We start from the raw sequence: 24343 nt of genomic DNA, 5'->3' as shown, positions 1-24343 counted from the left end.
CCGGACAGCTGTTGGCCACCACCCGGCCGGTCATGGACAAGGCCGAGACCTTTGCCACGCACCTGGAGACGGTGGCGGACGCGCTGGACACATTCTCCATCGAGGCCCGCCCGCTCGCCAAGAAACTGGACCAGCTCAAGGCCGATGCCCTCACCTTCGTCGACAGCGTAAATGGTGACGACGATTGGACGGACGACGAAGAAAAGGTAAACCGGCACCGAGAGCTCCTGGACGGCGTGAACGCCGCGCGGGCCGCCTTCCAGGAAGCCGAGAACAGAGCCGCGAGCAAGATCTCGGCGATCGTGGGCGGACCGAAGTTCGTTTTCGACGACGGCAGCCACACCGCCAATGACAAGACGGTGATGTACGGCAACGACCTCGACACCCTCAAGAGCGCCGAGGAACTGCCCTGGGGTGCCCCCGTCTCCGAGACCGGGTTCGGCTACTGGGCCAAGAGCTATGTGTGGGACGGACTCGTCGTCGACAACATCTGGGGCGGCCTCAAGGGCTTGGGAACCCTGGTCGGTATCGGCGAGGCCGACACCAGCGACGCCTGGAGCCACCTTTGGGACGTCGCCGGCGGAATCGGCCAGTACACCGCCACGCCCTACAACTGGCTCCTGGACCAGGCGCTGGGCGAAGAGCCCAAGGACCCGGAGGTGGAAAAGCAGAAGCAGGCCACCCGGGACTTCGGCAAGGCCCTGGTCGGCTGGGACATGTGGGACGAGAACCCCGCACGCGCCGCCGCGACCGTCACCTTCACCCTCCTCACCCTCGGCAGCGGGGCCCTCGCAACCGGCGCCAAGGCGGGCAGCGGCGGCGCACTCGCCAAGACCGCCGGCGCCGCCAGCAAGGTCGGCACCTGGATCGACCCGCTCTCCGCCGGCCTCAAGGTCACCGGTAAGGCGGTCGGTTCGATGCCCAGGCTGTCCGAGGTAACGGCCAGTATCCGCAGCGCCTTCGACACGACGGCGACCTCGCAGCGCCTGCACAGCGTCATCGAACTCGAGAACGGCTCCAAAGTCGTCATCAAGGACGGCGAGTTCATTCCCGTCGACGCCAACGGGAAGATCAACACCACCGCTCCCCACCAGGAAGCGCCAGCCGGTGCGCACGCCACACCGGAGGAAGTCCCCGCACGACGGCATCTCACGGCGGTCGGCGCGCACCCCCGCGCCCACGAAGCCAGCGCACATGCAGGCGAGAATCTACCGCCGCGGGCCAGCCAAGAACCCTCCGTCCGGGGTGGCAGTGACGCCCCCCGAGGCCCCGGAGACACGTCAGGTGGAAGCGGCACCGGGCATGCCGCGAACTCAGGGCATGGTGGCCCGGACGGCGCAACAGCGGCACACGCTGATTCGTCCGGCAGTCATCACGCTGGCCCTGGCCCCGGACATGCGGGGGGCACGGGGCCGGATACGGCCCACCACGGGGACGTTCCGTCCGTAGGCGATGGAGCACACCCGCACGGGGTTGACGGTGGCAAGGTCATGCCTCCACCCGGGCCCGGTGAGAAGCTGCTTGCTCATCTTGCTGATGCCAGAGTGGAACGCACTGACGGGCTCATCACCCAAGTCGACAGACGACCGGTGAGCGACTACCTCGATGATCTTGCTCGCGATCGCGCTGGTGCCTACCGCGCGGCCAAGGATGCTGGAGCCTTCCCGCGCAAACAGACGGGCGCCTGCGTCGGCGCTGTGATCGACCTACGCACAGGCCAGGTCTTCGAAGGCATCAATGGCAAGGCCGACAACGTCATCCCCCAGGACAAGCTCCACCCGACGCTCGCGGCTCGCTATGAGTCCATCGGGGATCCTCCTCCGCACCAGGACCACCCGCTCGGGCATGCCGAGGTCAAAGCGGCAAACGAACTACTCTGGGAACGTACGAAGCTTGGTCTACCCGACGGAGAAATGGCACTCGCCGAGATGCGAGCGTCCGTAGAGTTCCCCTACGCCCCCAACAAGGAAACCGGGCTTCCTGGACGCCCAGCGCCCTTCTGTGCAAACTGCAATCACATGCTGCAAGGTGTGCCGAGCAGCCATGGGCGGTTTACAGGCTCCCCACCAAGCGATGAAAACTGGATCCCGTGATGAATTCTACAAACCGAATCGACGTCGATGACCCCGAAGTGGACATGGATGATGCTCAACGTCTCCTGTACCGGGGCGAGCTGTTCACCGGAGAGGTCGCAGAATACTCCTCCGGGAGTCTCGTAAGCCTCGACAAATACACGAAGGGGATCCAGGACGGCCTGTCCCGAGAGTGGTACGCGGATGGAACCATTCGCTCGGAGGGAACGGTACGCAGCGGACTACCCCGCGGCGAGTTCAAAGAGTGGCACCCCAACGGTGTGCTCGCCTCCCGCAAGGTCTTCGATGAAGACGGGTTGACTCTCCGTGAAGAGTTCAAATGGGACGAGCAGGGTCAGCCCACACGTAGTTGGCGGCTTGAGGGTGACGGGCAATAGGCCTTCATTCGCGCCTTTTTCAATGGAAAAATCAGCAAATTCCGGTAAAGGGGAAACCCGGCACCGGCACCTATGAGGGCTACTGCACGCGGCGCTTCAACATTGGGTAAGAGGAGGTGTTGGTGACTTTGACGGCGACGCGGCACGGCAGCCCGGGGCCTGACGACGAAGAGTATGCGCAGGATCTGGGTGAGGGGCTGGCGGACACGATCCGCAGTCTGGAGCAGTCGCCGCGCAACTTCGGCCTCGCGATGGACGAGGCGCTCATGCATGTGCAGGCGCGCCTCGCCGTCGATCCGAACGGCTCCGGCATCGATACTTGGGAGGCGGTGGTCTCGGCCATGCAGGTGGGCTCCGCCCTCTTTGCCTCGGCCAGCGCGGGCGAGGGAACCGTGGAATGCCGTATCAGCCACGAAACGCGGACGATCCCTGCCGCCGGTCCCGAGTTCTGTGCCAACGCAGGCAACTGGCTCACCGCGTTCTGGTTCGCCATCGTCTGCCGCGACCAGGCACGAATGACGCAGCTCTGCGAAGTTTCCCTTGATCTGCTGCGCGCCTCCGGGGCGCAGGGAGACGAGTACGTCTACCACTGGGTGGACTCCCTCCAGACGTACTGGCGTGAAGCATCGGGCCTGGTCGAGAAGTTGACCACGACGATGAACACCTCCTCCCCGGATATCGCGAGCATTGCTCCCCGCGATCTCCTCCAGAACGTCCTTTACCAGCCGATCAACCTCTTCTACCGCTTTCTGCTCAAGGACCACGACGCCTTCAATCAGGCCCTACTCGAAGCGGTGGAGGCACACAAGGCGTACTGGACCGCGGACGAGGACCGGGGCGGACGCATCGCTGGCTATCTGGCCCTCGGCCCCCTCGCCATCGCTTGCCTCGCCTATGATGCCGGTTTCCCCATCGAGGTCGAGTCCGACTACCTGACCAAGCATCTTCTCGAGCGCAGTTGGCTGGGCGAGTTCCCAACGTGACGGGCGACCAGCGCAGAACGGGTGGTTGGTAGGCGTGGCAGCGCAGGATTACGACAGTCAGTTGCTGGAGTCGGTGTCGGTACGGCGCCGCCGGCTGCGCGATGCCTTGTTGTTCGGTGCTCAGCGGCAGCGGCGCTCGGTGGATGAACGTCTGGGTAAGGCATTGGCCGGGATTGTGATTGCGGCTGTTTTGTGCGCGGGTTGTGTGGGCTGGTCGTTCATTTCGCATCGGCTCATCGGAAAGAGCCCGTACGGGCCCTCGGTTCAGCAGTCTTCTACGCCCTCAGTGGCACCGTCTTCTCGATGATAGGTTCGAACGCGTGATAGTTGCGGGGTCTTTGAGCCGTACGGCGTTGAGCCGGGTCACTCTGGTCGGCGAGCGGCGGCGTGTTGATCTCGTACTCCCGTCGCAGGAGCCGGTCGGCTTGCTGCTGCCCGAAGTGATGCGGCTGCTGGACGATCAGGTGTCGGGGCGGCCGATGTTGCGGCATCTGGTCACTGCTGATGGTTCGGCGCTGGCGCATGACAGCACGCTGGAGTCGGCGGGCGTGCCGGACGGTGCGGTGTTGCGGCTGGTGCGGGTGGAGGACTCCCCGTCGGCGCCAGTGGTGCATGACGTCACCGATGAGGCCGCCGACGATGTGGATGTACAGGCGTGGCGGTGGCGGCCCTCGGCCCGGCGGAAGGTGGCGGGGCTCGCGGCCGTCGGCTGGGCGCTGGCGGCCGGGGCACTGGCCCGGGCTGAGTTCGGGCTGTCGGCGGTGAGCGGTGCGCTGTCGGCCGTCGCTGCGGTGGCGGCGCTCTTGGGCGCCCTGCTCGGGAAGGCCGGCCGGCGTGGCCTGGCGACCGCACTCACCGTCATGGGTGGAGCCCTCGGTGTGCTGGGGGCCTGGACGCTGGCGGACGCGCACGACTGGTCCGGCGCAATGCGTCTGGCCGGTGTGGCGGCGGTCGTGGTCGTATCGCTGCTGCTGCTCGGCTGGGTTTCGCCGTTGGGCCGGGGCGGACTGGTCGGTGCAGGGGCCGTGGCTGGGGCGACGGCATGCTGGGAGGTCGCGGTCGCGCTGCAGTCGGGCGCCGGTACCGCTGTGGGTCAGGCGCGTGCGGGTGCGCTGCTGGTGGTCGTGTCGGTGGTGGTGCTCGGGCTGCTGCCTCGGCTGGCGCTCATGTCTTCAGGGCTGTCCGGGCTCGACGACCGCCGCTCCGGCGGGGCGTCAGTGAGCCGGTACGAGGTGTCGACCGCACTGGCGGCCACCCATCGTGGGCTGGCGCTCGCCTCGGTCGTCATGGCTGTCTCTGCGGCTGCGGCCGGAATTTTGGTGCTGCGGGCGCCGACGGTGTGGACTGTTTCTCTCGCCGTGGTCGTCGCTGTCGTGCTGGCTCTGCGGGCGCGGGCGTTCCCGCTGATCGCCGAGGTCGTGGCCCTGTTGTCAGCCGCGGCGGTGGTGATCACGTGTCTGGCCTGGGTGTGGCTGGAGCGTTCCGGCACGGTCGCGCCTCTGGCCGTCCTTGTGGTGCTCGCCGTGGTTCCGCTGGCGGTGCTGTCGGTTCAGCCGGCTGAGCATGTCCGGGTACGGCTGCGTCGGTTCGGCGATGCGCTGGAGTCGGTCGGCGTGATCGCTCTGTTCCCTTTGGTGCTCGGCGTGTTCGGTGTGTACGGGCGTCTGCTCGGCACATTCGCGTAGGGATCCGGCTATGACTCAGGGGGACTGGCAGCGCGATGTGCTGCGCGAGCTGGGGCGACAGGATGCCGCAGCCGACGCGCCTCCCGCACCTGACCGGCCGACGCCCGGCCCGTCGGCCGCGCCCCCGCACCCGGGGCAGGCTTCGCAGCAGCCCGCCGTCCGGGCGGTGCGGGATCCACGGCTCCCCATGGCCACGCCGGAGTCGCTGCCGACCATCGATCCCCGGCTGGCCCACGCCATGGGGCGTCCTCGCCACGGAGATCCGATCACCCGTCGTACCGGCCGCTCGCTCCAGAAGCTCACCGCGTCAGCCGCGCAGGAGGTGTCCGAGGAGACACGCCTCGCACGGGCGCTGCAGCAGCCGGTGACCACCGGGCGGGTGATCGCGGTCACCTCGATTCGGGGCGGGGTCGGAAAGACCACGGTGGCTGCTCTGCTGGCCCGGACGTTCAACCACTACCGGCACGACCCGGTCCTCGCGCTGGAGGCCGACGCTGCCCTCGGCACGCTTCCGGTCCGGCTTGGCGCGAAGTCGGTGCGGTGGTCGTGCAGGGAGCTCGCTCACCTGCTCACCCCCTCCATGCAGTTGACCGATGTCACCGGCTATCTCGTGCCGGTGACGGATGGCGGCTGGCTGCTGCCCGCGAGTCAGGGGCGGATCGGGGCACCGCTGGACATGCCGACGTACCGGACGGTGTCGCTCGCGCTGCGGCGGTACTTCGCCGTGACGGTGGTGGACTGCGAGACCCTGCCGGGCGAGGTGGCACGTACCGCGATGGACACCGCGCACGCGAGGGTTGTGGTCGCCCCGATGACGGCGGAGGGCGTGGGTGGCACCCGCCTGGTGCTGGACTGGCTGGCGCAGTTGCCGCACTCGGCGCTCGCCACCACCGTGGTCGCGCTCACCGCGAACTCCCCCGACATGACACTCGATCTCAAGGCGGCCACCGCGCACCTGCGGGAGACGGGAGTCACGGTGGTGGCTCTTCCCTATGACCGTCATCTGGCCCAAGGAGGCCCCATCCACACCGCGTTGCTCGGTCAGACCACCCGGCAGGCGGCCACTTCCCTGGCCGCCGAGGCGATGGAGCGGGCGGTGAAGGTGCGATGACGCTGCGGCTGGTCCACCGCCCGGCGCGCTCCACCAGGCCGCTCACCCCGGCGCAGCCCCGCACCATCGAGCCGCCCCCGAACCTGCCCGAGGGCAAGACCGGCAGCGCCGCGACCACACTGTTGCCGATGGCCGGTGTGATGGGTTCGGTCGTGATGATGACCGTGGTCCGCTCCAGCCAGTTCGCGGGCCTGGGTGCTGTGGTGCTGGTGATCGCACTGATGGGCGCGGTGGGACTGTTCCTGTCCCAGCGGGGCAAGGCGCAGCGCACGCGGCGCGCCCAGCGCGAACGTTATCTGGAGTATCTGGAGGAGCTGCGCGAAGAGCTGGGGGCGGTGATGCGGGAGCGCCGCCGGGCGGCGAGGCTGCTCAGTCCGCCGCCGCAGGCGTTGTACGACCTCGTGCGGGACCCGGCGCGGTTGTGGGAGCGGCGCCGTACGGATGCGGACTTCCTGCGGGCGCGTGTAGGTACGGGGGACGTACCGACGCAGCAGCTGTCCATCGGCCAGAACAGCGCCGGGGGCGTGCTGACGCCGCCCGACCCGTTCATGCTCAACGAGGCCCGGGCGCTGGTGGCCCGGTTCTCCACAGCGACCGAATCTCCGTTGACGGTGCCGCTGGACCGGGCCGGGAACATCAGCATCGTCGGGGACCGCGAAGGTGTACTTCGCGTCGCGCGGGGTCTGTTGATCCAGACGGCGGTCACGCACGCGCCTGACGACGTGGCGATCGCGCTCGGCGTGCCTGGTGAGCACGTGGCGGCTTGGGAGTGGGCCAAGTGGCTGCCTCACGTACTGGATGCACAGGAGAGCGACGGGCCGGTCCCGGCGCGCCGGATTGCCCCCAGCCTGCCGCAACTGGCCCGGCTGATCGCCGCCGATCTGCGGCGGCGGACCTCGTACGCCGCCGAGGTGCGGCGGGGCCTGTCCGACAAGAACGCGCTGAAGCTCACCAGTCGGCTGCTGGTGGTCAGTGACGAATACGGGGAGAACGCTGCCGAACTGCCGCGCCCCGATGCGGCTGTGTCCCTGGCTGACATGGGCGTCACCGTGCTGCATCTGCTGGAGCAGCAGGTGCACGAGCCGGATCAGGTGACTGTGCGCATCACGGTCGACGGCGACCAGGTCGTGATCGAGGATCTGCGGGCCCCCGAGGCCCCGGCTGCCTCCGGCACCTCCGATGTCGTCAGCGTCGCGGGAGCCGAAGGGCTCGCACGCATGCTGGCTCCGCTGCGGCTGTCCGCCGAGTCCGTGGCCGAGGGCACCCCGGTGTCCGGACCCGTCGACTTCCCCGCGCTACTGGGGATCGACGATCCCGCAGCCTTGGACATCGACCGGCTGTGGACGCCGCGCGGCGAGCGCGCGTTCCTGCGCGTGCCCATCGGCGTGAACGACCGGCACGAGCCGGTGCTGCTGGACCTGAAGGAGTCCTCAGAGCTGGGCATGGGCCCGCACGGTCTGTGCGTGGGTGCCACCGGCTCCGGCAAGAGCGAACTGCTGCGGACCCTCGTCCTCGCCCTGGTGGCCTCCCATCCGCCGGAGGATCTGGCGATGGTCCTGGTCGACTACAAGGGCGGTGCGACCTTCGCCCCGTTCGCCGAGCTGCCGCACGTGGCTGGGGTGATCACGAATCTGGAGAACCAGGCCGGGCTCGTCGAGCGTGTCCACACCAGCCTCGCGGGCGAGGTGAAGCGCCGCCAGCAGGTGCTGAAGGACGCGGGCAATGTGGCGGACATCGGGCACTATGCGGCGCTGCGCTCCAAGCGCCCGGATCTGGACCCGCTTCCCCACCTCTTTGTCGTCATCGACGAATTCGGTGAACTTCTCACCGCCAAGCCGGACTTCATCGACCTGTTCTTGTCCATCGGCCGCATCGGCCGCTCCATCGGTGTGCATCTGCTGCTGTCCAGCCAGCGCATCGAAGGCGGCAAGCTCAAGGGCCTGGACACGTACCTGTCGTACCGGCTCGGTCTGCGTACCTTCTCTGCCGACGAGTCGCGTACGGTGCTGGACACCACCGACGCCTTCCATCTGCCGCCGCTGCCGGGTTTCGGTTACCTCAAGGTCGACACATCGACGTACGAACGGTTCAAGGCGGGGTACGTCTCCGGCGCCTACCGAGGTCCGGAACTGACCGAGGTCGTCGACAACAGACCGCTCGCCCTGCCGTACCCCACCTTCAACTCCCCTGCCGACGAAGGGGTGTCGGACTCCGGAGCCGAGCCGGCGATGCGGGAGCGGGAAACCGGCCCCACCGTGATGTCCACGATGGTCGACCAGCTCCGTACCGCTGCCGAACCCGTACGCCGCGTATGGCTGCCCCCGCTGCCCGACGCCATCACCCTCGACGCGGCCGCAGGGCCGCTCCAGGTCTCCGATCGCGGCATGCACCTCGCCCACCCCCCGGGCACGATGCGGGTGCCCCTTGGACTGCTCGACGACCCTGCCCGGCAATGGCAAGGCCCGTGGACGCTCGACCTCACCGTGTCCGGCGGCCACGTGGCGGTCATCGGCGGCCCCCAGTCGGGCAAGACCACCCTGCTGCGCACCCTCGCGCTCTCACTCGCTCTGACCCACACCCCGGACGAAGTCGCCCTGTACGGACTGGACCTGGTGGGCGGCGGTCTCTCAGCCCTGGCCGGGCTGCCGCATGTGGGAGGTATCGCCGGACGGGCCGACCACGAGCGCGCGGCGCGCACCGTCGCCGAGGTGCGTGCCATGCTCGCCACCCGCGAGGACGCATTCCGCGAACACGGCATCGACTCCCTCGACCAGCTCCGCCACCTGCGCGGCCAGGGCCGGCTGGCCGAACTCGGCGCCACCGACATCGTGCTGCTCATCGACGGGTTCGGCGCGCTGCGCGACGAGTTCGCCCACCTCGACGACACCGTCGCCGACCTCCTCAAGCGGGGCAGCGGCTACGGCATCCACATCGTGGCGGGCATGCTGCGCTGGAACGACGTACGCATCGCCACCCAGTCGATGTTCGGCACCCAGCTCGAACTGCGCCTCAACGACCCGTCCGACTCCTGCATCGACCGCAAGCTCTCCGAGACCCTTGGCCCCGACACCCCCGGCCGCGTGCTCACCGACGGCAAACTCTTCGCCCAGGCCGCCCTGCCCCGTACCGACTCCGTTCCCGCCACCGGCGACCTCGGACCGGCCCTGGAAGACACGGCCCGGACGATACGCACCACCTGGCACGGCGACCTCGCCTCTCCCGTACGGGTACTGCCCGCCCGGCTGCCCGCAGAGCGGCTGCCCTCCGTAGCCGCAGAGCCGAAGCGGATCCCGATCGGCGTCGACCAGGACACCCTCGCCCCCGTACTCCTGGACCTGTTCGAACACGACCAGCACCTGCTGATCCTCGGCGACAACGAATGCGGCAAGACCAACCTGCTCAAGCTGATCGCTCAGCGGTTTGTCGACCGCTACAGCGACGACGAACTGGTCTTCGCCGTCTTCGCCCCACGCCGCGGACTGCGCGGAACCGTCCCCGAGCCCTACCGCGGCGGCTACGCCCACAACGCCAAGATCAGCGCCGGGCTCGCCTCCGGAATCGCCACCGAGCTGGAAAAGCGCCTGCCCGACGAGAACGTCGACCACGACACTCTCCCCGACGGCCCGGCCTTCACCGGCCCGCGCATCGTCATCCTCGTCGACGACTACGACATCCTCACCACCGCAGGCCAGCAGCCCCTCGCCCCGTTCTTGCCGTACGTGTCGTCCGCACAGGACATCGGCCTGCACTTCGTCGTCGCCCGCCGCGTCGCCGGATCGTCACGGGCGTTGTACGAGCCGTTCCTGACCACTCTGCGCGAGACCGGCACCGCCGCCCTGGTCATGACCGGCGACCGCACCGAGGGCCAGCTCTTCCCCGGCCTGTACGCATCCGCCCAGCCACCGGGCCGGGGCACGCTGGTCCGCCGCGGTCGCACCCACCAGCTCATCCAGACCGCCCTCGTACCCGAGGCAGAAGAAACAGAGCTCCCGTGACCAAGGACGTCATCGCCCTCACCCCGAAGATGCCCGACATCCGCACCCTCCTCGCGGGCCTGTACGCCGGAGGCCCGGACGTGGGCATCAACACCACCGCCGACGGAGCCGTCGTCCAGCTCTGCGCACCGGGCGGACGCCCGCTGGTCTCCATCGAAGCCCCGATCCTCCTCCAGGTCCCGGGCGAAACCAGACGCCTCCTCGGCATCGGCACCGACGTGGCGGACAGCCCTGTCTGGTGGACCGAAGCCCGGGCATCCACCGCCGTCCCGGAGGCCGAGCCCCTCGCGCGGTCCTTCGCCGGCCGCCTCGTGTCCGTACTGGGCGGCATCACCTGGCCCGCCGGCCCGGCGACCACCGACGTCGTTCCCCTCGCCTCTGTCATCGCCCCGGCCACCGACACCGAGCCCCTGGGCATCGACGTCCTCACCAAGAAGGCCGCGGTCGTCATCCACGACCGCCCCCTCGTAGCCATGACCAGCTGGCTCTCCAACGCCCTGCGCACCGCCACCACCAGCGACCGAGCCCTGCAGATCGTCACCCCCGGCACAACTCGTCTCACCCTCCCCACCCGCACCGCACTCCACGGCCACCCCAACCGGTGGGTCGTACAGGACTCCGAAGGCGGCTACTACGACGGCCTGTCCGGAGCCGTGCTGCGCTGGCAGGACGACACCTTCACGCCCACGCCCACCGAGTCGGGCGCCACTGCCGTCGCACCGGCCTTCACCCAGACCACCCCTACCGGCGAACGCCAACTAATCCTCTCCATCCGCACCCAGCACGCCCCGGACACCGACCTCCAGCTCGGCCGCGCCCTGGAAACAGCCTGGCAACACCTCACCAACACCGCGCCCGCCGGATGGAGCACCGCGGAACCCATCAACCTCCCGTGGTCCACACGGCAGCTGACCGACCTCGCCCGCAACCGCGCCCCCCAACCCACTTGGCTCGTCGCCATCGGCCACCCCGACCGCCCCGCCATCGCTACCGTGCACATCGCCCGCACCACAGCAGGCGTCGAAGAGGACATCACTCTCACGCTGGGCTACGACACCGGCGAAACCCCACCCCTTCACTCCATCGAAGCCCTCGCCGGGACACTGGCCACCGAGCACAACCTGACCTCCATGCTCGCCTCGCTTCGTCCCGCACGCCGCGACCTCACCGTCCCCCCACACTTCGAAGCGCCCCCCATCCCCCTCTCATTCACGCTCGGCACCGACGCGATCCACGACATCGGGCTGGACCACGCCCGCCGGCCACCCCTGGACTCGCACGCCATCCCGCTCGGCCCCGCTACGCGCCCCGCTCTCCACTACCCGCTCGGAGACGGCACCAGCGCCCATGCGTGGACCACGCTCCAGCGGCTCACGCAGCACCTGAAGAAGGCGCAGCCCAGATCCCGCTGAAGGACAACGCCTTGGCCTGTCGACAGGCAACATCTCCCGGGTGCTGCACTCACCGGCATTCGCCCTTCCCCCGCGTCAGCGGACGGGCTCGGCCACTCTGGCGAGCAGGGCGGCCGACTCCTCAGGCGCGAGGGCGTGGTCGTACACGAGCTCGCCGGTCATGCCGGGGAAGAAGCGGCCGGCGGGCCAGTTCCTCCTGTACGTGGGCGGGTCGAGGACCACGAGCCGGACGCCGTCCACGACGGGGATGTCCGCCGGTCTGCCTTCGTTCCAGATCAACTCACCGTCGACGCCGACGAAGTCGAAGGAGCCGGTGGTCGGCACCATCCCGGCCCGGTCGCGGCAACAGGCGACGGCCTCGGCCGACGGCGCCTCGCCCTCCACGAGACCCCGGCCGATCAGGGCGTCGGCGAGGAGCGTGTGCAACTGGAAGTTGTCGCCGATGCCGGACACGCGCAGCGCGAAGCCGGCGCCGGTGGCGCGGTTGAGCGCGACGACCGGCTCGTCGTCGAGGACGGCGAGGGCGTACGCGAGGCACTTGAACGGCTCGCCGGACAGCTCCGCGACTCGGGCGACGGCGGCCGGCAACTCCTCACGGCCGGGCAACTCTCGGCGCACCCGCGGGGAGTTGAGCATGGCCACGCAGGCCATCTCGAACTGCGGGAGCGCCTGCCAGGCCATGACGGGCTCGAAGCCGATCCGCTCGAAGTCGGCCTCCTCCAGCCCCTCGCCCTCGTGGCCGGGCAGCTCGCCACGGCCCGCAGCCGCCCACCGGTCGCAGAAGACGGCGGCCTGCTCGAAGGCGTCCAGGGCGCTCGCGAACACGGCGGGCGCGCAGGCCAGCGGGTCGGCGCCTCGCTCGACGCACGCCCCGGTCATCACGGCCACCGCCGCTCGCGGTCCGGGCGGCACTTCCCCGAGCAGGGCGGAGAGCCGAGGCCCCGCCGCCTGCAACTCGGCGTCCGCCGCCTTACCGAAACCGTGCGTCAGCCGCGCGAAGGCACGCTCCGCCGCGTCCGCGTCCTGGGCCCGTACCGCCGCTTCGAAGTTCCCGACGGCGGCCCGAAACCGCACACGTCCGAATATCATCCGCGCACCCTAGCCGACGCCTCCGACAGCCCCTTTTGGCCATCGCCCCGTTTCGACTGCCAAGACAGGCCCAAGTGTCTGTGGCAGGCTCAGCCGCTCGTCTTGGTTCGGTGACCCGCGTCACACCTGGCTCCTGTCAGCAATCGGGGCGCCGTCTCGTTCAAAGGGCACGCGAACGAGACAGGAGCAACGCCATGAAGCACCGCATCGTCGTACTCGGCGCCGGATACGCCGGGGCCTTCGCCGCCGGAAACCTGGCCCGCCGGCTCTCCCCCGCCGACACCGAGATCACCGTCGTCAACGCCGCGCCCGACTTCGTTGAGCGGATGCGGCTCCACCAGCTCGCGATCGGCCAGGACGTCGCGTTCCGCAAGCTCGCCGACGTATTCGCGGGCACCGGGGTGCGGTTGCGCCTGGCGCGCGTCACCGGCGTCGACCCCGAGCGCAGGACGGTCGCCGTGACCGGCGAGGACGGCGACGGCGAGCTCACGTACGACACGCTTCTCTACGCGCTCGGCAGCTCCGTAGCCCACCATGGCGTCCCCGGCGCGGCCGAGTACTCCTTCGATGTGACCGGCCGGTCCTCGGCGCTGCGTCTGCGCGAGCGCCTGGCCGGCCTGGGCGAGGGCGGCACCGTGCTGGTCGTCGGTGAGGGGCTGACCGGCATCGAGACCGCCACCGAGTTCGCCGAGTCCCGGCCCGACCTCTCGGTCGCGCTCGCCGCCCGCGGCGAGCTGGGCGCCTGGCTCTCCCCGAAGGCCCGCCGTCACCTGCGCCAGGCCTTCGACCGGCTCGGCATCACCGTCCACGAGCACACCGGCATCGAAGCGGTCGAGCCGACACGGGCGATCGCCGACCGCGTCACCGGGTCGTCCATCCCGGCCGACGTCACCGTGTGGTCGGCCGGGTTCGCCGTGCACCCCATCGCGGCCGCCAGCGGCCTGGAGGTCGCCGAGACCGGCCAGATCGTCGTCGACCGCACCATGCGCTCGGTCTCGCACCCGGACGTCTACGCCGCCGGTGACTGCGCCTACGCGATCGGCGACAACGGCCGGCCGTTGCCGATGTCCTGCGCCTCGGCCGGCTTCACCAACATGCAGGCGACCGCCGCGATCGTCGCGCGCCTGACGGGCAGCGCGGTCCCGGCCACCGGGCTGAAGTACTACGGCAACCACATCAGCCTCGGGCGGCGGGACGCGATCTTCCAGGTGGTGGACGGGGACGTCCGGTCGAACTCCTGGTACGTGGGCGGCCGGACCGCCGCGCGGCTCAAGTCGGGCGTGCTCAAGGGGGCAGGGTGGGGCGTCGCCCACCCGACGTTCGGCATGCCGAAGCGCAAGCGCCGCCTGGCCACCGCGCCTGACCGGACCGGTGTGAGGGTCGCCGCATAGGCTGCTCGGCATGGACAGCGCATCCATCGATCGGTTCGAGGCCAGCCGGGGCCTGCTGGCCTCGCTCGCGTACCGTCTGCTCGGCTCGGCCGCCGACGCCGAGGACGCCGTGCAGGACACGTTCCTGCGCTGGCAGGCCGCAGACCGCGAACGCGTCGAGGTGCCGGAAGCGTGGCTGACCAAGGTCGCCACCAATCTCTGCCTCGACCGGCTCCGCTCGGCGCAGGCGCGCCACGAGCGAGCGGCCGGTGCCTGGTTGCCCGAGCCGCTGCTCGATGGCGACCCGATGCTCGGCCCGGCCGACACCTTTGAGCAGCGCGAATCGGTGTCCTTGGCCGTACTGACCCTCTTGGAGCGCCTCTCGCCGGTCGAGCGGGCCGTCTACGTCCTGCGTGAGGCCTTCTCGTACAGCCACGCCGAGATCGCCGGGATCCTCGACATCACCGAGTCCGCGAGCCAGCAGCATGTCCACCGGGCCCGGATCCGGGTCGCCGCCGAGCGCCGCCGCGGCGGCGAGGCCGACCCCGCGGCCGCGCGCCGGGTCGTCGAGGAGTTCCTCGCCGCCGCCACGTCGGGGCGCACCGAACGGCTGGTGGCGCTGCTCACCGACGACGTGACGGCGGTCTCGGACGGCGCCGGACTGGCCAAGCGGCTGCTGCGGTACAAGACGCGCGAGCGGGTCGCCTCCTACGTGCGGGCCGGCTTCAAGCCCACGCCGGCGAAGCGGCGGCTGGCCGGCGGCTCGCCCGCCTTCCATATCGCGCTGGTCAACGGCTCCCCGGCCGTCCTCGCCGTGGTCGACGACCGGATCGTGGGCGCCGTGGCGTTCGAAGTCAGCGACGGCAAGGTCGCGTCCCTGCGCGGCATCGCCGCCGCGGACCGGCTCGCGCGCCTCAACGAGGCCTGGCGGCAGCACGAACCCGATGCGCCGGTCATCAACGCATGGTGACCAGAGCCACCGGAATCCAGTGACCTAAGCCGGAGCGAGGACGGAACCCCTTAACGGACATGCCTATCCGTATCGATCCTGCTGCCTCCTCCTCGGGTCGGCCAAATCCGGGGCCGTGTGGCGATCGCCACACGCGATGCGAGGTGCTGACTGAGACAACGAAGCACCCACAGTTGCGAGTGTCCGGTTCACCTCCCGCTCGCGCGGAGACCGGTTACGACATCGTTGGACGTGCGGATCTTCGATCCGACCGTTCCCGCGGTGTTCGCCAGATTGATTGCGGCTCGTCCGAGCAGTGAGCCAGCGCTCTCCGCTTCCCAGGGCGTGGGGCCAGTGCCGTCAGTCCAGGCGACTAGGTCACGATGGTTGATGCATCGGATCCCGCATTGTTCGGCATAGTCAGCGGCGGGCTGGGTGAACTCACCGGTGGTCACGACGGCCGCGACATGGGCTTCGTGCACAGCAAAACAAGTCCCTCCGAAGCGCTGTACGTCTTGGGAACCGACCTTGTTCAAGGGTCCATAGCGCTTGCACTGTATGACGACGCGTCTCCCATCAGGCGTAGTTGCCACAACGTCGGCACCGAGGTCGCCAGCGCCGCCCACGACATGGACGTCCTGACAGCCGTCCCGCTCGCACAGCGCGGCAACGGCCTGCTCGAAGCTCACTGGGTCCATGGCTGCAAACTCGTCGGACGCGAAGGCTTCATCAGGTGTCTCTGCCTTCACCCTTGTTACGGCATGGTTGCGCTCCTCCTCGACCGTGTGCGTCTCGATGACTTGGTAGGCAGCACCAACGGCCGCGCTGGCAAAGCGGCGTCCCGTGCGACGACGGCGGGTGCTCCAGAGGCCTGCTGTCGCGGCGACCACTGTGGCGGCCGCCGCGACGACCACCATGGGATGCTCATCGGCCGCTCTCACGATCAGTTTCAGGGTGAGACCCACGCCGCACGCAACAGTCGCGACCAGCCCGAAGCACAGGACCGTCTGCCGGAGGCTGAAGGCCTTTCGCTGCTTCGCAGGCTGAGGCTTACGGACCGGTACAGGCATGTGGAAGTCCCCCTGTAATGCGCTACTTTCGATTCACTCATGGCTACACCTGCCCCAGTCCGGCAGATTAAACAGCCTCAGGACTGGTCGAGCGCCGCCTTCGCAGCACGAGGTCCGGCGAGCAGTAAATGATGGATTCCCAGGACATAGCGGTGCAGGCAGGCAAGGGTCCCTGCTGTGAGGACGTTCATCGGAGTCGCTCGACAAGTGCCGAATCGGTGGTCTGGATCGCTTCCATCCGCGCCGCGTTGGACGTTGTCCACTCGTCGGGTGTCACGCCGGTGTAGCGCGCGGACACTCATCATCGGCGGCACCGCGCTGATTGCTCCGGCGAGTAGGGCCGTAGCTCCCAGAGTGGCGAAAGTCGGGAAAACATCCCGAGAAGGATGACGTGGACAAGGGTCTAGCCTCCACCCACGAGGGAAAGCGACACGGAAGAAAGGCCTTCGAGAAGTCTGGGAAGTCGAAGCATCGGTGACGCTTCGGACAGGCCGGGTATGGCCCACGACGCGTAAATACGGACGTCTTCAAGCGCCGGCGGTGGCGCGCGCTTAGGGGAAGAAGGACGACATGGCAGATCTCCAGAACTCCGACGACAGACAGCCGACCGGGGCAGTCGACCGACCGGTCATAGCCGGTCGGGACGAGACGGCCGCCGAACGTGCTGACCGGCGCTGGGTGGAACTGCTGCAGGAAGTGAGGGTGGCGCAGACCGGTGTGCAGATTTTGCTTGCTTTTCTGCTCAGCGTTGCCTTCACACCGCGCTTCACAGAGCTCGGCACCACGGACCGCACGATCTACGTCGTGACCATCGTGCTCGGTGCTGCTGCCACCGGCGCACTCATAGCTCCCGTATCTTTCCACCGCTTCGTCAGCGGTCAGCAGATGAAGCCCCAAGCGGTGGAGTGGGCCTCTCGCCTGACGGTTACGGGACTGCTCCTGCTGCTGTGCACCATCATGTGCGCACTGCTGCTCATACTGCGGGTGGTATTGCACCAATCCGCAGCCCTGTGGATCGTTTCGGGCGTACTCCTTTGGTTCCTGGCCTGCTGGGTCGTCCTTCCGGCCTGGGCTCGCTGGAGCAAGTAGATTTTCCGGCTGCCCAGTAGATACAACAGCGAGCGTCGCCGGGGAAGGTCATGACACCTCGATACCGATGAGGCAGGTGTCGTCGTCGGTGTCCGAACTGCTGTGGGTGAGGAGGCGGTCGAGTCGGCGCTCAAGAGTGGTCGCGGGTGCCTGCGCTGTGGCGAGCAGTTGCGTGAGGGACTCCTGTACGGCGGTGTCTCTGCGTTCGATGAGGCCGTCGGTGTACATCAGCAGCGTGTCGTGGGGCTCAAGTTGAATCTCGGTCTCTTCGTACTCGACTTCCGCGAGGGCCCCCAGGAGAAGCCCACCGGGCAGAGGCAGAGCAGTGGCCTCCTGCCCCCGCACCAGTACCGGCGGAAGATGACCCGCCCTGGCCCAGCGCAGAACACGGGTCTCCGGGTCGAAGAGGCCGCACACGGCGGTGGCGGTGACCTGTTCGGTGAGGTGATGCGCCACGATGTTCAGCCAGGACAGCAACTGGCCCGGACCCGCGCCGGTGACAGCGAGGCCCCGCATGGCGTTGCGCAGGACCACCATGCCTGTGGCCGCATCGATGCCGTGGCCGGCGATGTCTCCGACGCAGAGCAGTATCCGCTTGGACGGCAGGACGACGGTGTCGTACCAGTCACCACCGACCAGGGACTCCGTCTCCGCCGGCCGGTAGCGTACGGCGATCTGCAGGCCGGGGGCATCGAGCGGCGCCCGGGTCGGCGGCATGATGGCGTGCTGGAGTTGGAGCGCCAGGCGGCTGCGCTCGGCCGACTCCTGTTCGGTGTGGGCGAGTTGGTCGCGGGTGGCGGCGAGCGCCACTTCGGTCCAGTGCTGGGAGGAGATGTCCTGGTAGGCGCCACGCACGGCGAGGAGCCGGTCGTCGGCGTCGAGGACGGGTTCGGCGATGACCCGGATGTGGCGGGTCACCCCGTCGGGGCGCATCAGGCGAAAGCCCGTCGAGGCCGGTCGCCGGTGGTGGAGGACTGCCTGCAGGAAGCGGCCGATGGCAACAGCGTCGTCCGGGTGCGCGTGGTCGGTGAGATCCTGCAGAGACACCGGATCTTCGGTGACCGGCCGTCCGTACAGGGCGAAGAGCTGCCCGTTCCAGGTGATCTCCCCCGTCACGAGGTTCTCCTCGAAGCCGCCGATACGGCCGAGGCGCTGCGCGTGCTGCAGCAGACTGGCAAGCCGGGCCGTCTCGTCCTCGATGCGCCAGATGAGCAGCACGCTGCCGCCGTGCCGGCTGATGCTGAGGTCGGCGACGGAGGCTAGCGGTACCTGGTCGACGAGGGCGGTGAGCGTCATCCGCCGCGCACGGAACGGTTCTCCCGTGGCATAGACGCGGTCGATCTTCCCGAAGAGTTCACTGTCGTCGACGGCCATGGGATAAGCCTCCAGCAGCAGGGCACCGTTGACGGCGCTGCGGGGGCGTCCTGCCGGGTCCACGAAGTTGCTGTTCACGTGGCGGATCCTGAAGTCGCTCAGATCGCCTTCCGCATCAAGGTGCGGCGTAAGGACCAGCGCGGGGTCGTACAGCCCGTCGGAAAGATCCACCAGCTCCGAGACATCGGCCAATTCCCGTGCGGACGGCAGATGCACACCGGCGGCCGGGACGCTTTCGAGTGTGTGGGCGCACAACTCGGCGAGGGCTTGGATCTGGTGCACGATGGCCGGTGACTGCGGCGTGAGCGGTTGGGGCCAGCAGATTTCCAGTACGCCGTGGATGCGGCCACCGGTCCCGGCAGGCAGCGCGACACGGCCACCGGCCGGGGTCTGCGCGTGGCCGATGGAAGGAATGCCGGCTTCGGCGAGGGAAAAAACCCGGACGGTCCGGCGCTCGCTGAGTGCTTGACGGGCGACGGTCGCGACACCAGGCGGTACGTACCGCCAGCGCCCTGCCTCGTCGGCGCTGAACCCGGCGTGACCGCAAAGCGTGAGGGAGGCGTCCGAACCGGCGGCCCAGACGGCGACAGCCGTGGCTCCCAGCGGGGCCAGTGCGTGTTCGAGCAGGGATTCGGCGACGACTTGGGTGTCCCCGGCGGCCAGTGCGGCGCTTTCGGCGGTACGCAGGCGCACGGCAACGGACGAGCCGGTCTCCCCGGCGCATGTGCCGTCGCCGCTGGTCCGCCGGACGAAGTCACCTGCGATGTGGGCGACCTGGTCGCGGGCCGCCTGGTTGATGATGTCGGCGGCCAGCTCCAGCTGTGACAGACCTGCCTGGTCGGCTAGCTCTGTCAGCTGTCGCGTTGCCTGTGCCGGACCGCATTGGAGCCGCTCGATCAAGACTCCCTTGGCGAGTTCGACCAGGGCGCGGCCGTCGGCCGCGGCGTGTGCCGCCCGTACCTCCCCACGCAGCCGTTCGACGGTGGCGGCCAGGCGGCCGACGTGGGAGGTCTGACCGGACAAGGGCTCTTCCCCAGATGCCGGACGGCGCATCGCGGCAGACCCGGGAGCGGTCACGGACTCCGCGCCGCCCGCCGTGACGCGGGGAGACGGCAGTGTTGCGGGGTCGGCTGTGTAAAGCACCGACGTTACGGAGACGTCCTGGCCCCTACGGGAGCCGGGGGCGGGCGGCGCGTCGTCCGCGACGAGTTCTCCGTCGTGTTCAGGAGTGCTCATGGCGCTGCTGACTCCTTGGCGGTCGGCCGGATTCCCCGAGCCATCGGCGGACGCAGGCGATGAGATCGTTGGCGTCCAACGGCTTGGTGACGTAATCGTTGGCGCCCGAGGCGAGACTCTTCTCCCGGTCCCCCGGCATCGCCTTCGCGGTGACCGCGATGATCGGCATACCCGCGTGCGCGGGCATCTGCCGGATCGCGGCGGTCGCCTCGTACCCGTCCATCTCCGGCATCATCACGTCCATCAGGATCAGGTCGACGTCCGGGTGCTCGGTGAGTGTCTCGATGCCCTTGCGGCCGTTCTCGGCGTGCAGGACCTGGATGCCGTGGAGCTCCAGGATGCCGCTGAGGGCGTAGAGGTTACGGGCATCGTCATCGACTACGAGCACGGTACGGCCGTGCAGACCGACGTCGATGGCCGCAGGAGTCTGCTGACGGGTTTCCTCAGTCCGCCGCACCAGGGGGACGACGGCACCCGGCTGCTCGGCCGACAGGTGAAGCGCGATGCGTTCGCGCAGTTCGTCCAGGCTGGAGAGCAGCTCCAGCGGTCGCTCGTGTGCACGGGACTGAAGCGCCTGCTCGTGTCCTGCGTCCAGGCGCCGGTTGTTGTGCGCGAGAACCGGTACGTTCCTTAGCGCGGCGTCACCTTCCATCGCGTCCAGGAAGCGCAGGGCTTCGCCGTTGGCCATGTCCAGCTCCAGCACTACACAGTGGAATGGTTCGGCGGCAAGAGCGCCTGCGGCTTCCTGCGGGCCCAGTGCCTCGATGATTTCGACGTCCTCGCGGTTGGTGAGCTCGTGTCCGCCGGCCAGTTCGGCCACCGCGCTCTGGGCGACGAGGGACAGCAGCCCGCCCGGGCGCCCCTCGATCACCAGCAGCCGGCGCGCTTGTCGCGGCTGCGCGGCCTTGGTGGTCACGGCACGCTGCCCGCTCCCGGACGACTCGGCCCGCACGTCGGTCCCGGATGTGCCGGCCGGTTCGTTGGCTGTCTCCTCCCGGAAGTCGGCGCGTGCGACGGGGAGATAGAGAGTGAAGGTGCTTCCTTGGCCGGGTGTGCTCTCCACCGTGAGGGCGCCGCCGAGCAGATGCGCGATCTCGCGGCTGATGGACAATCCCAGCCCTGTGCCTCCGTACTTGCGGCTGGTGGTGCCGTCCGCCTGCTGGAACGCCCCGAAGATGGCCTCGAGCTGCTGCTCGGCGATGCCTACACCGGTGTCCTTGACGCGGAACGCCACGACAGCGCCGCCGCGGTGGACGGGGGCGGGAAGCTCACCGTTGGCTGCCGGTTCGATGCGCAGCTCCACGCTTCCGCGTTCGGTGAACTTGACTGCGTTGGAGAGCAGGTTCCGCAGTACCTGCCGAAGCCGGGAATCGTCGGTGACCAGGTCGACGGGTACGCCGGGTGCGGTAGTGATCGTGAAGCCGAGACTCTTCTGCGTGGTCATCGGCCGGAAGGTGGCCTCGACGTAGTCGAGGAGCTGACGCAGCTCGACGCGCTCCGGATGGAGGCCCATCTTTCCCGCCTCGACCTTCGACAGGTCGAGGATGTCGTTGATCAGCTGAAGCAGGTCCGATCCTGCTGAGTGGATGATGCCCGCGTACTCCACCTGCTTGGCTGTGAGGTTGCGGTTCGGGTTCTGGGCGAGCAGCTGGGCAAGGATCAGCAGGCTGTTGAGGGGGGTCCGCAGTTCGTGGCTCATGTTGGCCAGGAACTCCGACTTGTACTTGGAGGCCAGCGAGAGTTGCTGGGCGCGGTCCTCGAGCTCCTGCCGGGCCTGCTCGATCTCCAGGTTCTTGCCCTCGATGTCGCTGTTCTGAGCGGCCAGCAAGGCGGCCTTCTCCTCCAGTTCCGCGTTGGAGCGCTGGAGTTCCTCCTGCTGGACCTGCAGTTCCTCGGAACGCGACTGCAGCTCGCCGGCGAGCCGCTGCGATTCTTCGAGCAGTTCGTCGGTGCGTGCGTTGGCGACGATGGTGTTGACGTTGACGCCCACCATCTCCATGAGCTGGTCGAGGAAGTCCCGGTGGACGGGTGTGAAGGCGGTGAACGAGGCCAGCTCGATGACACCGAGGACCTGGTCGTCGACGACGATCGGGAGCACGATCAGGCTGCCCGGTGTCGTTCGGCCCAGTCCGGAAGAAATGCTCACGTAATCGCCGGGCACTCCGTCGGCGGCGATGGTGCGGCGGCTGCGCGCCGCCTGGCCGACGAGGGATTCACCCAGCTTGAAGCGGTCGTGGTCGGCGCTGCCTGCGGGACGCCCGTACGAGCCGACGAGCCTGAGCTCGGTACCGTCCGGGGTCTCTTCCGCGAGGTAGAAGGCGCCGTACTGGGCGGAGGCGAGCGGAGTGAGCTCGTCCATGACCAGCTCAGCGACCACGGCCAGATCGCGATGCCCCTGCATGAGGCCGGAGATCCGGGCGAGGTTGGACTTCAGCCAGTCCTGTTCCTGGTTGGCCCGCGTCGTCTCGCGCAGGGAACCGACCATCGAGTTGATGTTGTCCTTCAGCTCCGCGACCTCGCCGGAGGCGTCTACGGTGATCGACCGCGTCAGGTCGCCCTCGGCGACGGCGCTGGCAACTTCGGCGATGGCCCGCACCTGACGGGTGAGGTTGCCGGCCAGCTCGTTCACGTTCTCGGTGAGGCGCTTCCAGGTGCCGGAGACGCCTTCGACCTCGGCCTGCCCGCCGAGGCGGCCCTCGCTGCCCACTTCGCGGGCGACGCGGGTGACTTCAGCCGCGAAGGACGACAGCTGGTCGACCATCGTGTTGATGGTGGTCTTCAGCTCCAGAATTTCGCCGCGGGCGTCGACGTCGATCTTCTTGGACAGGTCACCGTTGGCGACGGCGGTGGTGACCAGGGCGATGTTGCGGACCTGCCCGGTCAGGTTGTTCGCCATGGAGTTGACGTTGTCGGTGAGGTCCTTCCAGGTGCCGGCGACGTTCGGCACGCGGGCCTGGCCGCCGAGCTGACCTTCGGTGCCGACCTCGCGCGCCACTCGGGTCACCTCGTCGGCGAACGCGGACAGGGTGTCCACCATGGTGTTGATGACCTCGGCGAGTGCGGCGACCTCACCCTTGGCCTCGACCGTGATCTTCCGCGACAGGTCACCGCGCGCGACGGCGTTGGCCACCTCGGCGATGGAGCGCACCTGGCCCGTCAGGTTGGACGCCATCACATTGACGTTGTCGGTGAGGTCCTTCCAGGTGCCGGAGGCGCCCCGCACGGTGGCCTGCCCGCCCAGGTTGCCCTCAGTGCCCACTTCGCGGGCGACGCGGGTGACCTCGTCGGCGAACGCCGACAGCTGATCGACCATCGTGTTGATGGTCTCCTTCAGCTCCAGGATCTCGCCACGGGCGTCTACGCGGATCTTCTGGGTGAGGTCTCCCTGGGCGACGGCCGTGGTGACCTCGGCGATGGAGCGCACCTGGGCGGTCAGGTTGTCGCCCATGACATTGACCGACTCGGTGAGGTCCTTCCAGGTGCCGGAGACGCCCTTGACGTCGGCCTGCCCGCCGAGACGCCCCTCCGTACCGACCTCACGGGCCACGCGCGTCACCTCGTCGGCGAACGCGGACAGCTGATCGACCATCGTGTTGATGGTGTTCTTCAGCTCCAGGATCTCGCCGCGCGCATCGACGTCGATCTTCTGCGACAGGTCACCCTGGGCAACAGCCGTTGCGACCTGCGCGATGGAGCGCACCTGAGCGGTCAGGTTGCCCGCCATGAAGTTCACGGAGTCGGTGAGGTCACGCCATGTACCGGAGACCCCCTTGACATCGGCCTGACCACCGAGGCGTCCATCAGTACCCACTTCGCGGGCAACACGGGTGACTTCGTCGGCGAACGCGGACAGCTGATCGACCATCGTGTTGATGGTGTTCTTCAGCTGCAGGATCTCGCCGCGCGCGTCGACGTCGATCTTCTGCGACAGATCGCCACGGGCCACCGCGGTGGCAACATGCGCGATGTCGCGCACCTGAGTGGTGAGATTGCCCGCCATCGCGTTGACCGAGTCGGTCAGATCCGCCCAGGTACCGGACACGCCCGGAACGTCCGCCTGCCCGCCCAGCGTTCCTTCGGTGCCGACCTCGCGCGCGACCCGGGTCACCTCTGAGGTGAACAGCGACAGCTGGTCGACCATGCCGTTGAACACGGTGGCGATCTCGCCGAGCAGGCCGTCCGCCTCGTCCGGCAGGCGCGTGCCGAAGTCCCCGTCGCGCACCGCGGTCAGCCCGTCCAGCAGCTGGCGCAGCTCGGGCTCCCCCACCTTGCCGGTACCGCGCGACCGTGTCCGCTGTACTGGACGCGAGTTCTCGACTGTCGTCTCAGCCATGACCAATCCTCGTTGCGCTCACCGGGCACCCAGCCAAAAGAACAGGACACCGCCACGGCCCACTTGCCGGCCGCCTCCTCCCTGCCTCACGACTCCGATCACGGACCATCCTCATGCGACAAAATTACGAGGCAGAATACCCCGATGCCCGGCGGATTGTGACTGTTTTGGATGGTC

The 24343-nt window shown here is 68.6% G+C and carries 15 protein-coding genes; 11 read left to right on the top strand and 4 right to left on the bottom strand.

Features of this window, described 5'->3' with window-relative positions:
• The first annotated feature begins 32 nt into the window (after window positions 1-32).
• The 8 genes from J7E96_RS30475 to J7E96_RS30445 all read left to right on the top strand — a co-directional run bounded on the left by J7E96_RS30475 (window position 33) and on the right by J7E96_RS30445 (window position 11656).
• On the top strand, window positions 33-2093 hold the full coding sequence (locus J7E96_RS30475; RefSeq protein ID WP_251070668.1) for a YwqJ-related putative deaminase: 2061 nt from the start codon (window positions 33-35) through the stop codon (window positions 2091-2093).
• The gene (locus tag J7E96_RS30470; RefSeq protein ID WP_215136089.1) at window positions 2093-2470 is read left to right on the top strand and encodes a toxin-antitoxin system YwqK family antitoxin; all 378 of its coding nucleotides are present in this window, start codon (window positions 2093-2095) and stop codon (window positions 2468-2470) included. Before J7E96_RS30475 ends, J7E96_RS30470 begins: the two co-directional genes overlap by 1 nt.
• 122 nt (window positions 2471-2592) lie before the next feature.
• Window positions 2593-3453: an immunity 49 family protein gene (locus tag J7E96_RS30465; protein WP_215136014.1), complete on the top strand. Its 861-nt coding sequence runs from the start codon at window positions 2593-2595 to the stop codon at window positions 3451-3453.
• Between the two features lie 34 nt (window positions 3454-3487).
• On the top strand, window positions 3488-3760 hold the full coding sequence (locus J7E96_RS37840; protein WP_308296209.1) for a hypothetical protein: 273 nt from the start codon (window positions 3488-3490) through the stop codon (window positions 3758-3760).
• A gap of 46 nt (window positions 3761-3806) precedes the next feature.
• On the top strand, window positions 3807-5138 hold the full coding sequence (eccD, locus tag J7E96_RS30460; protein ID WP_251070666.1) for a type VII secretion integral membrane protein EccD: 1332 nt from the start codon (window positions 3807-3809) through the stop codon (window positions 5136-5138).
• Window positions 5139-5148: 10 nt separating this feature from the next.
• Window positions 5149-6249, top strand: coding sequence for a type VII secretion protein (locus J7E96_RS30455; RefSeq protein ID WP_215136009.1), 1101 nt, complete (start codon window positions 5149-5151; stop codon window positions 6247-6249).
• Window positions 6246-10244, top strand: coding sequence for a type VII secretion protein EccCa (eccCa, locus tag J7E96_RS30450; protein WP_215136007.1), 3999 nt, complete (start codon window positions 6246-6248; stop codon window positions 10242-10244). The genes J7E96_RS30455 and eccCa overlap by 4 nt, the downstream gene beginning before the upstream one ends.
• Window positions 10241-11656 (top strand): DUF6177 family protein, encoded by a 1416-nt coding sequence (locus J7E96_RS30445; protein ID WP_215136005.1) that lies wholly within the window; start codon window positions 10241-10243, stop codon window positions 11654-11656. Before eccCa ends, J7E96_RS30445 begins: the two co-directional genes overlap by 4 nt.
• A gap of 75 nt (window positions 11657-11731) precedes the next feature.
• Here J7E96_RS30445 and J7E96_RS30440 read toward each other — a convergent pair whose 3' ends face one another.
• Window positions 11732-12745, bottom strand: coding sequence for a hypothetical protein (locus J7E96_RS30440; protein ID WP_215136003.1), 1014 nt, complete (start codon window positions 12743-12745; stop codon window positions 11732-11734).
• Between the two features lie 194 nt (window positions 12746-12939).
• Here J7E96_RS30440 and J7E96_RS30435 point away from each other — a divergent pair, with 194 nt between their 5' ends.
• A complete protein-coding gene (locus tag J7E96_RS30435) occupies window positions 12940-14136 on the top strand; it encodes an NAD(P)/FAD-dependent oxidoreductase (RefSeq protein WP_215136001.1) in 1197 nt (398 codons plus the stop codon).
• Window positions 14137-14146: 10 nt separating this feature from the next.
• Entirely contained in the window at window positions 14147-15085 is a 939-nt protein-coding gene (locus J7E96_RS30430) for a sigma-70 family RNA polymerase sigma factor (RefSeq protein WP_215135999.1), read from the top strand.
• 188 nt (window positions 15086-15273) lie between these two features.
• Here J7E96_RS30430 and J7E96_RS30425 read toward each other — a convergent pair whose 3' ends face one another.
• Entirely contained in the window at window positions 15274-16134 is an 861-nt protein-coding gene (locus tag J7E96_RS30425; RefSeq protein WP_215135997.1) for a restriction endonuclease, read from the bottom strand.
• Between the two features lie 570 nt (window positions 16135-16704).
• Between J7E96_RS30425 and J7E96_RS30420 the strand changes: the two genes are divergently transcribed.
• Complete coding sequence (locus J7E96_RS30420) at window positions 16705-17223, top strand: DUF6328 family protein (RefSeq protein WP_251070665.1); 519 nt, start codon at window positions 16705-16707, stop codon at window positions 17221-17223.
• Between the two features lie 48 nt (window positions 17224-17271).
• Here the strand turns inward: J7E96_RS30420 and J7E96_RS30415 are convergent, their stop codons facing one another.
• Window positions 17272-19650, bottom strand: coding sequence for a SpoIIE family protein phosphatase (locus J7E96_RS30415; RefSeq protein WP_215136085.1), 2379 nt, complete (start codon window positions 19648-19650; stop codon window positions 17272-17274).
• Window positions 19651-19819: 169 nt separating this feature from the next.
• Window positions 19820-24166 (bottom strand): HAMP domain-containing protein, encoded by a 4347-nt coding sequence (locus J7E96_RS30410; protein WP_215135995.1) that lies wholly within the window; start codon window positions 24164-24166, stop codon window positions 19820-19822.
• Window positions 24167-24343: the final 177 nt, after the last annotated feature.

The sequence above is a fragment of the Streptomyces sp. ISL-96 genome (assembly GCF_018614035.1).
GTDB lineage: Bacteria > Actinomycetota > Actinomycetes > Streptomycetales > Streptomycetaceae > Streptomyces.
The sequence above is the reverse complement of the archived record's forward strand: the minus strand, read 5'-3'. Positions and strand labels throughout refer to the sequence as shown.

Bases quoted from the DNA above. Each gene is read 5' to 3' on its own strand.
- J7E96_RS30440 (WP_215136003.1), bottom strand. From the start codon at position 12,745: ATGATATTCGGACGTGTGCGGTTTCGGGCCGCCGTCGGGAACTTCGAA.
- J7E96_RS30455 (WP_215136009.1), top strand. From the start codon at position 5,149: ATGACTCAGGGGGACTGGCAGCGCGATGTGCTGCGCGAGCTGGGGCGA.
- J7E96_RS30420 (WP_251070665.1), top strand. From the start codon at position 16,705: ATGGCAGATCTCCAGAACTCCGACGACAGACAGCCGACCGGGGCAGTC.
- J7E96_RS30410 (WP_215135995.1), bottom strand. From the start codon at position 24,166: ATGGCTGAGACGACAGTCGAGAACTCGCGTCCAGTACAGCGGACACGG.
- J7E96_RS30475 (WP_251070668.1), top strand. From the start codon at position 33: ATGGACAAGGCCGAGACCTTTGCCACGCACCTGGAGACGGTGGCGGAC.
- J7E96_RS30415 (WP_215136085.1), bottom strand. From the start codon at position 19,650: ATGCGCCGTCCGGCATCTGGGGAAGAGCCCTTGTCCGGTCAGACCTCC.
- J7E96_RS30425 (WP_215135997.1), bottom strand. From the start codon at position 16,134: ATGCCTGTACCGGTCCGTAAGCCTCAGCCTGCGAAGCAGCGAAAGGCC.
- J7E96_RS30435 (WP_215136001.1), top strand. From the start codon at position 12,940: ATGAAGCACCGCATCGTCGTACTCGGCGCCGGATACGCCGGGGCCTTC.
- J7E96_RS30470 (WP_215136089.1), top strand. From the start codon at position 2,093: ATGAATTCTACAAACCGAATCGACGTCGATGACCCCGAAGTGGACATG.
- eccCa (WP_215136007.1), top strand. From the start codon at position 6,246: ATGACGCTGCGGCTGGTCCACCGCCCGGCGCGCTCCACCAGGCCGCTC.
- J7E96_RS30430 (WP_215135999.1), top strand. From the start codon at position 14,147: ATGGACAGCGCATCCATCGATCGGTTCGAGGCCAGCCGGGGCCTGCTG.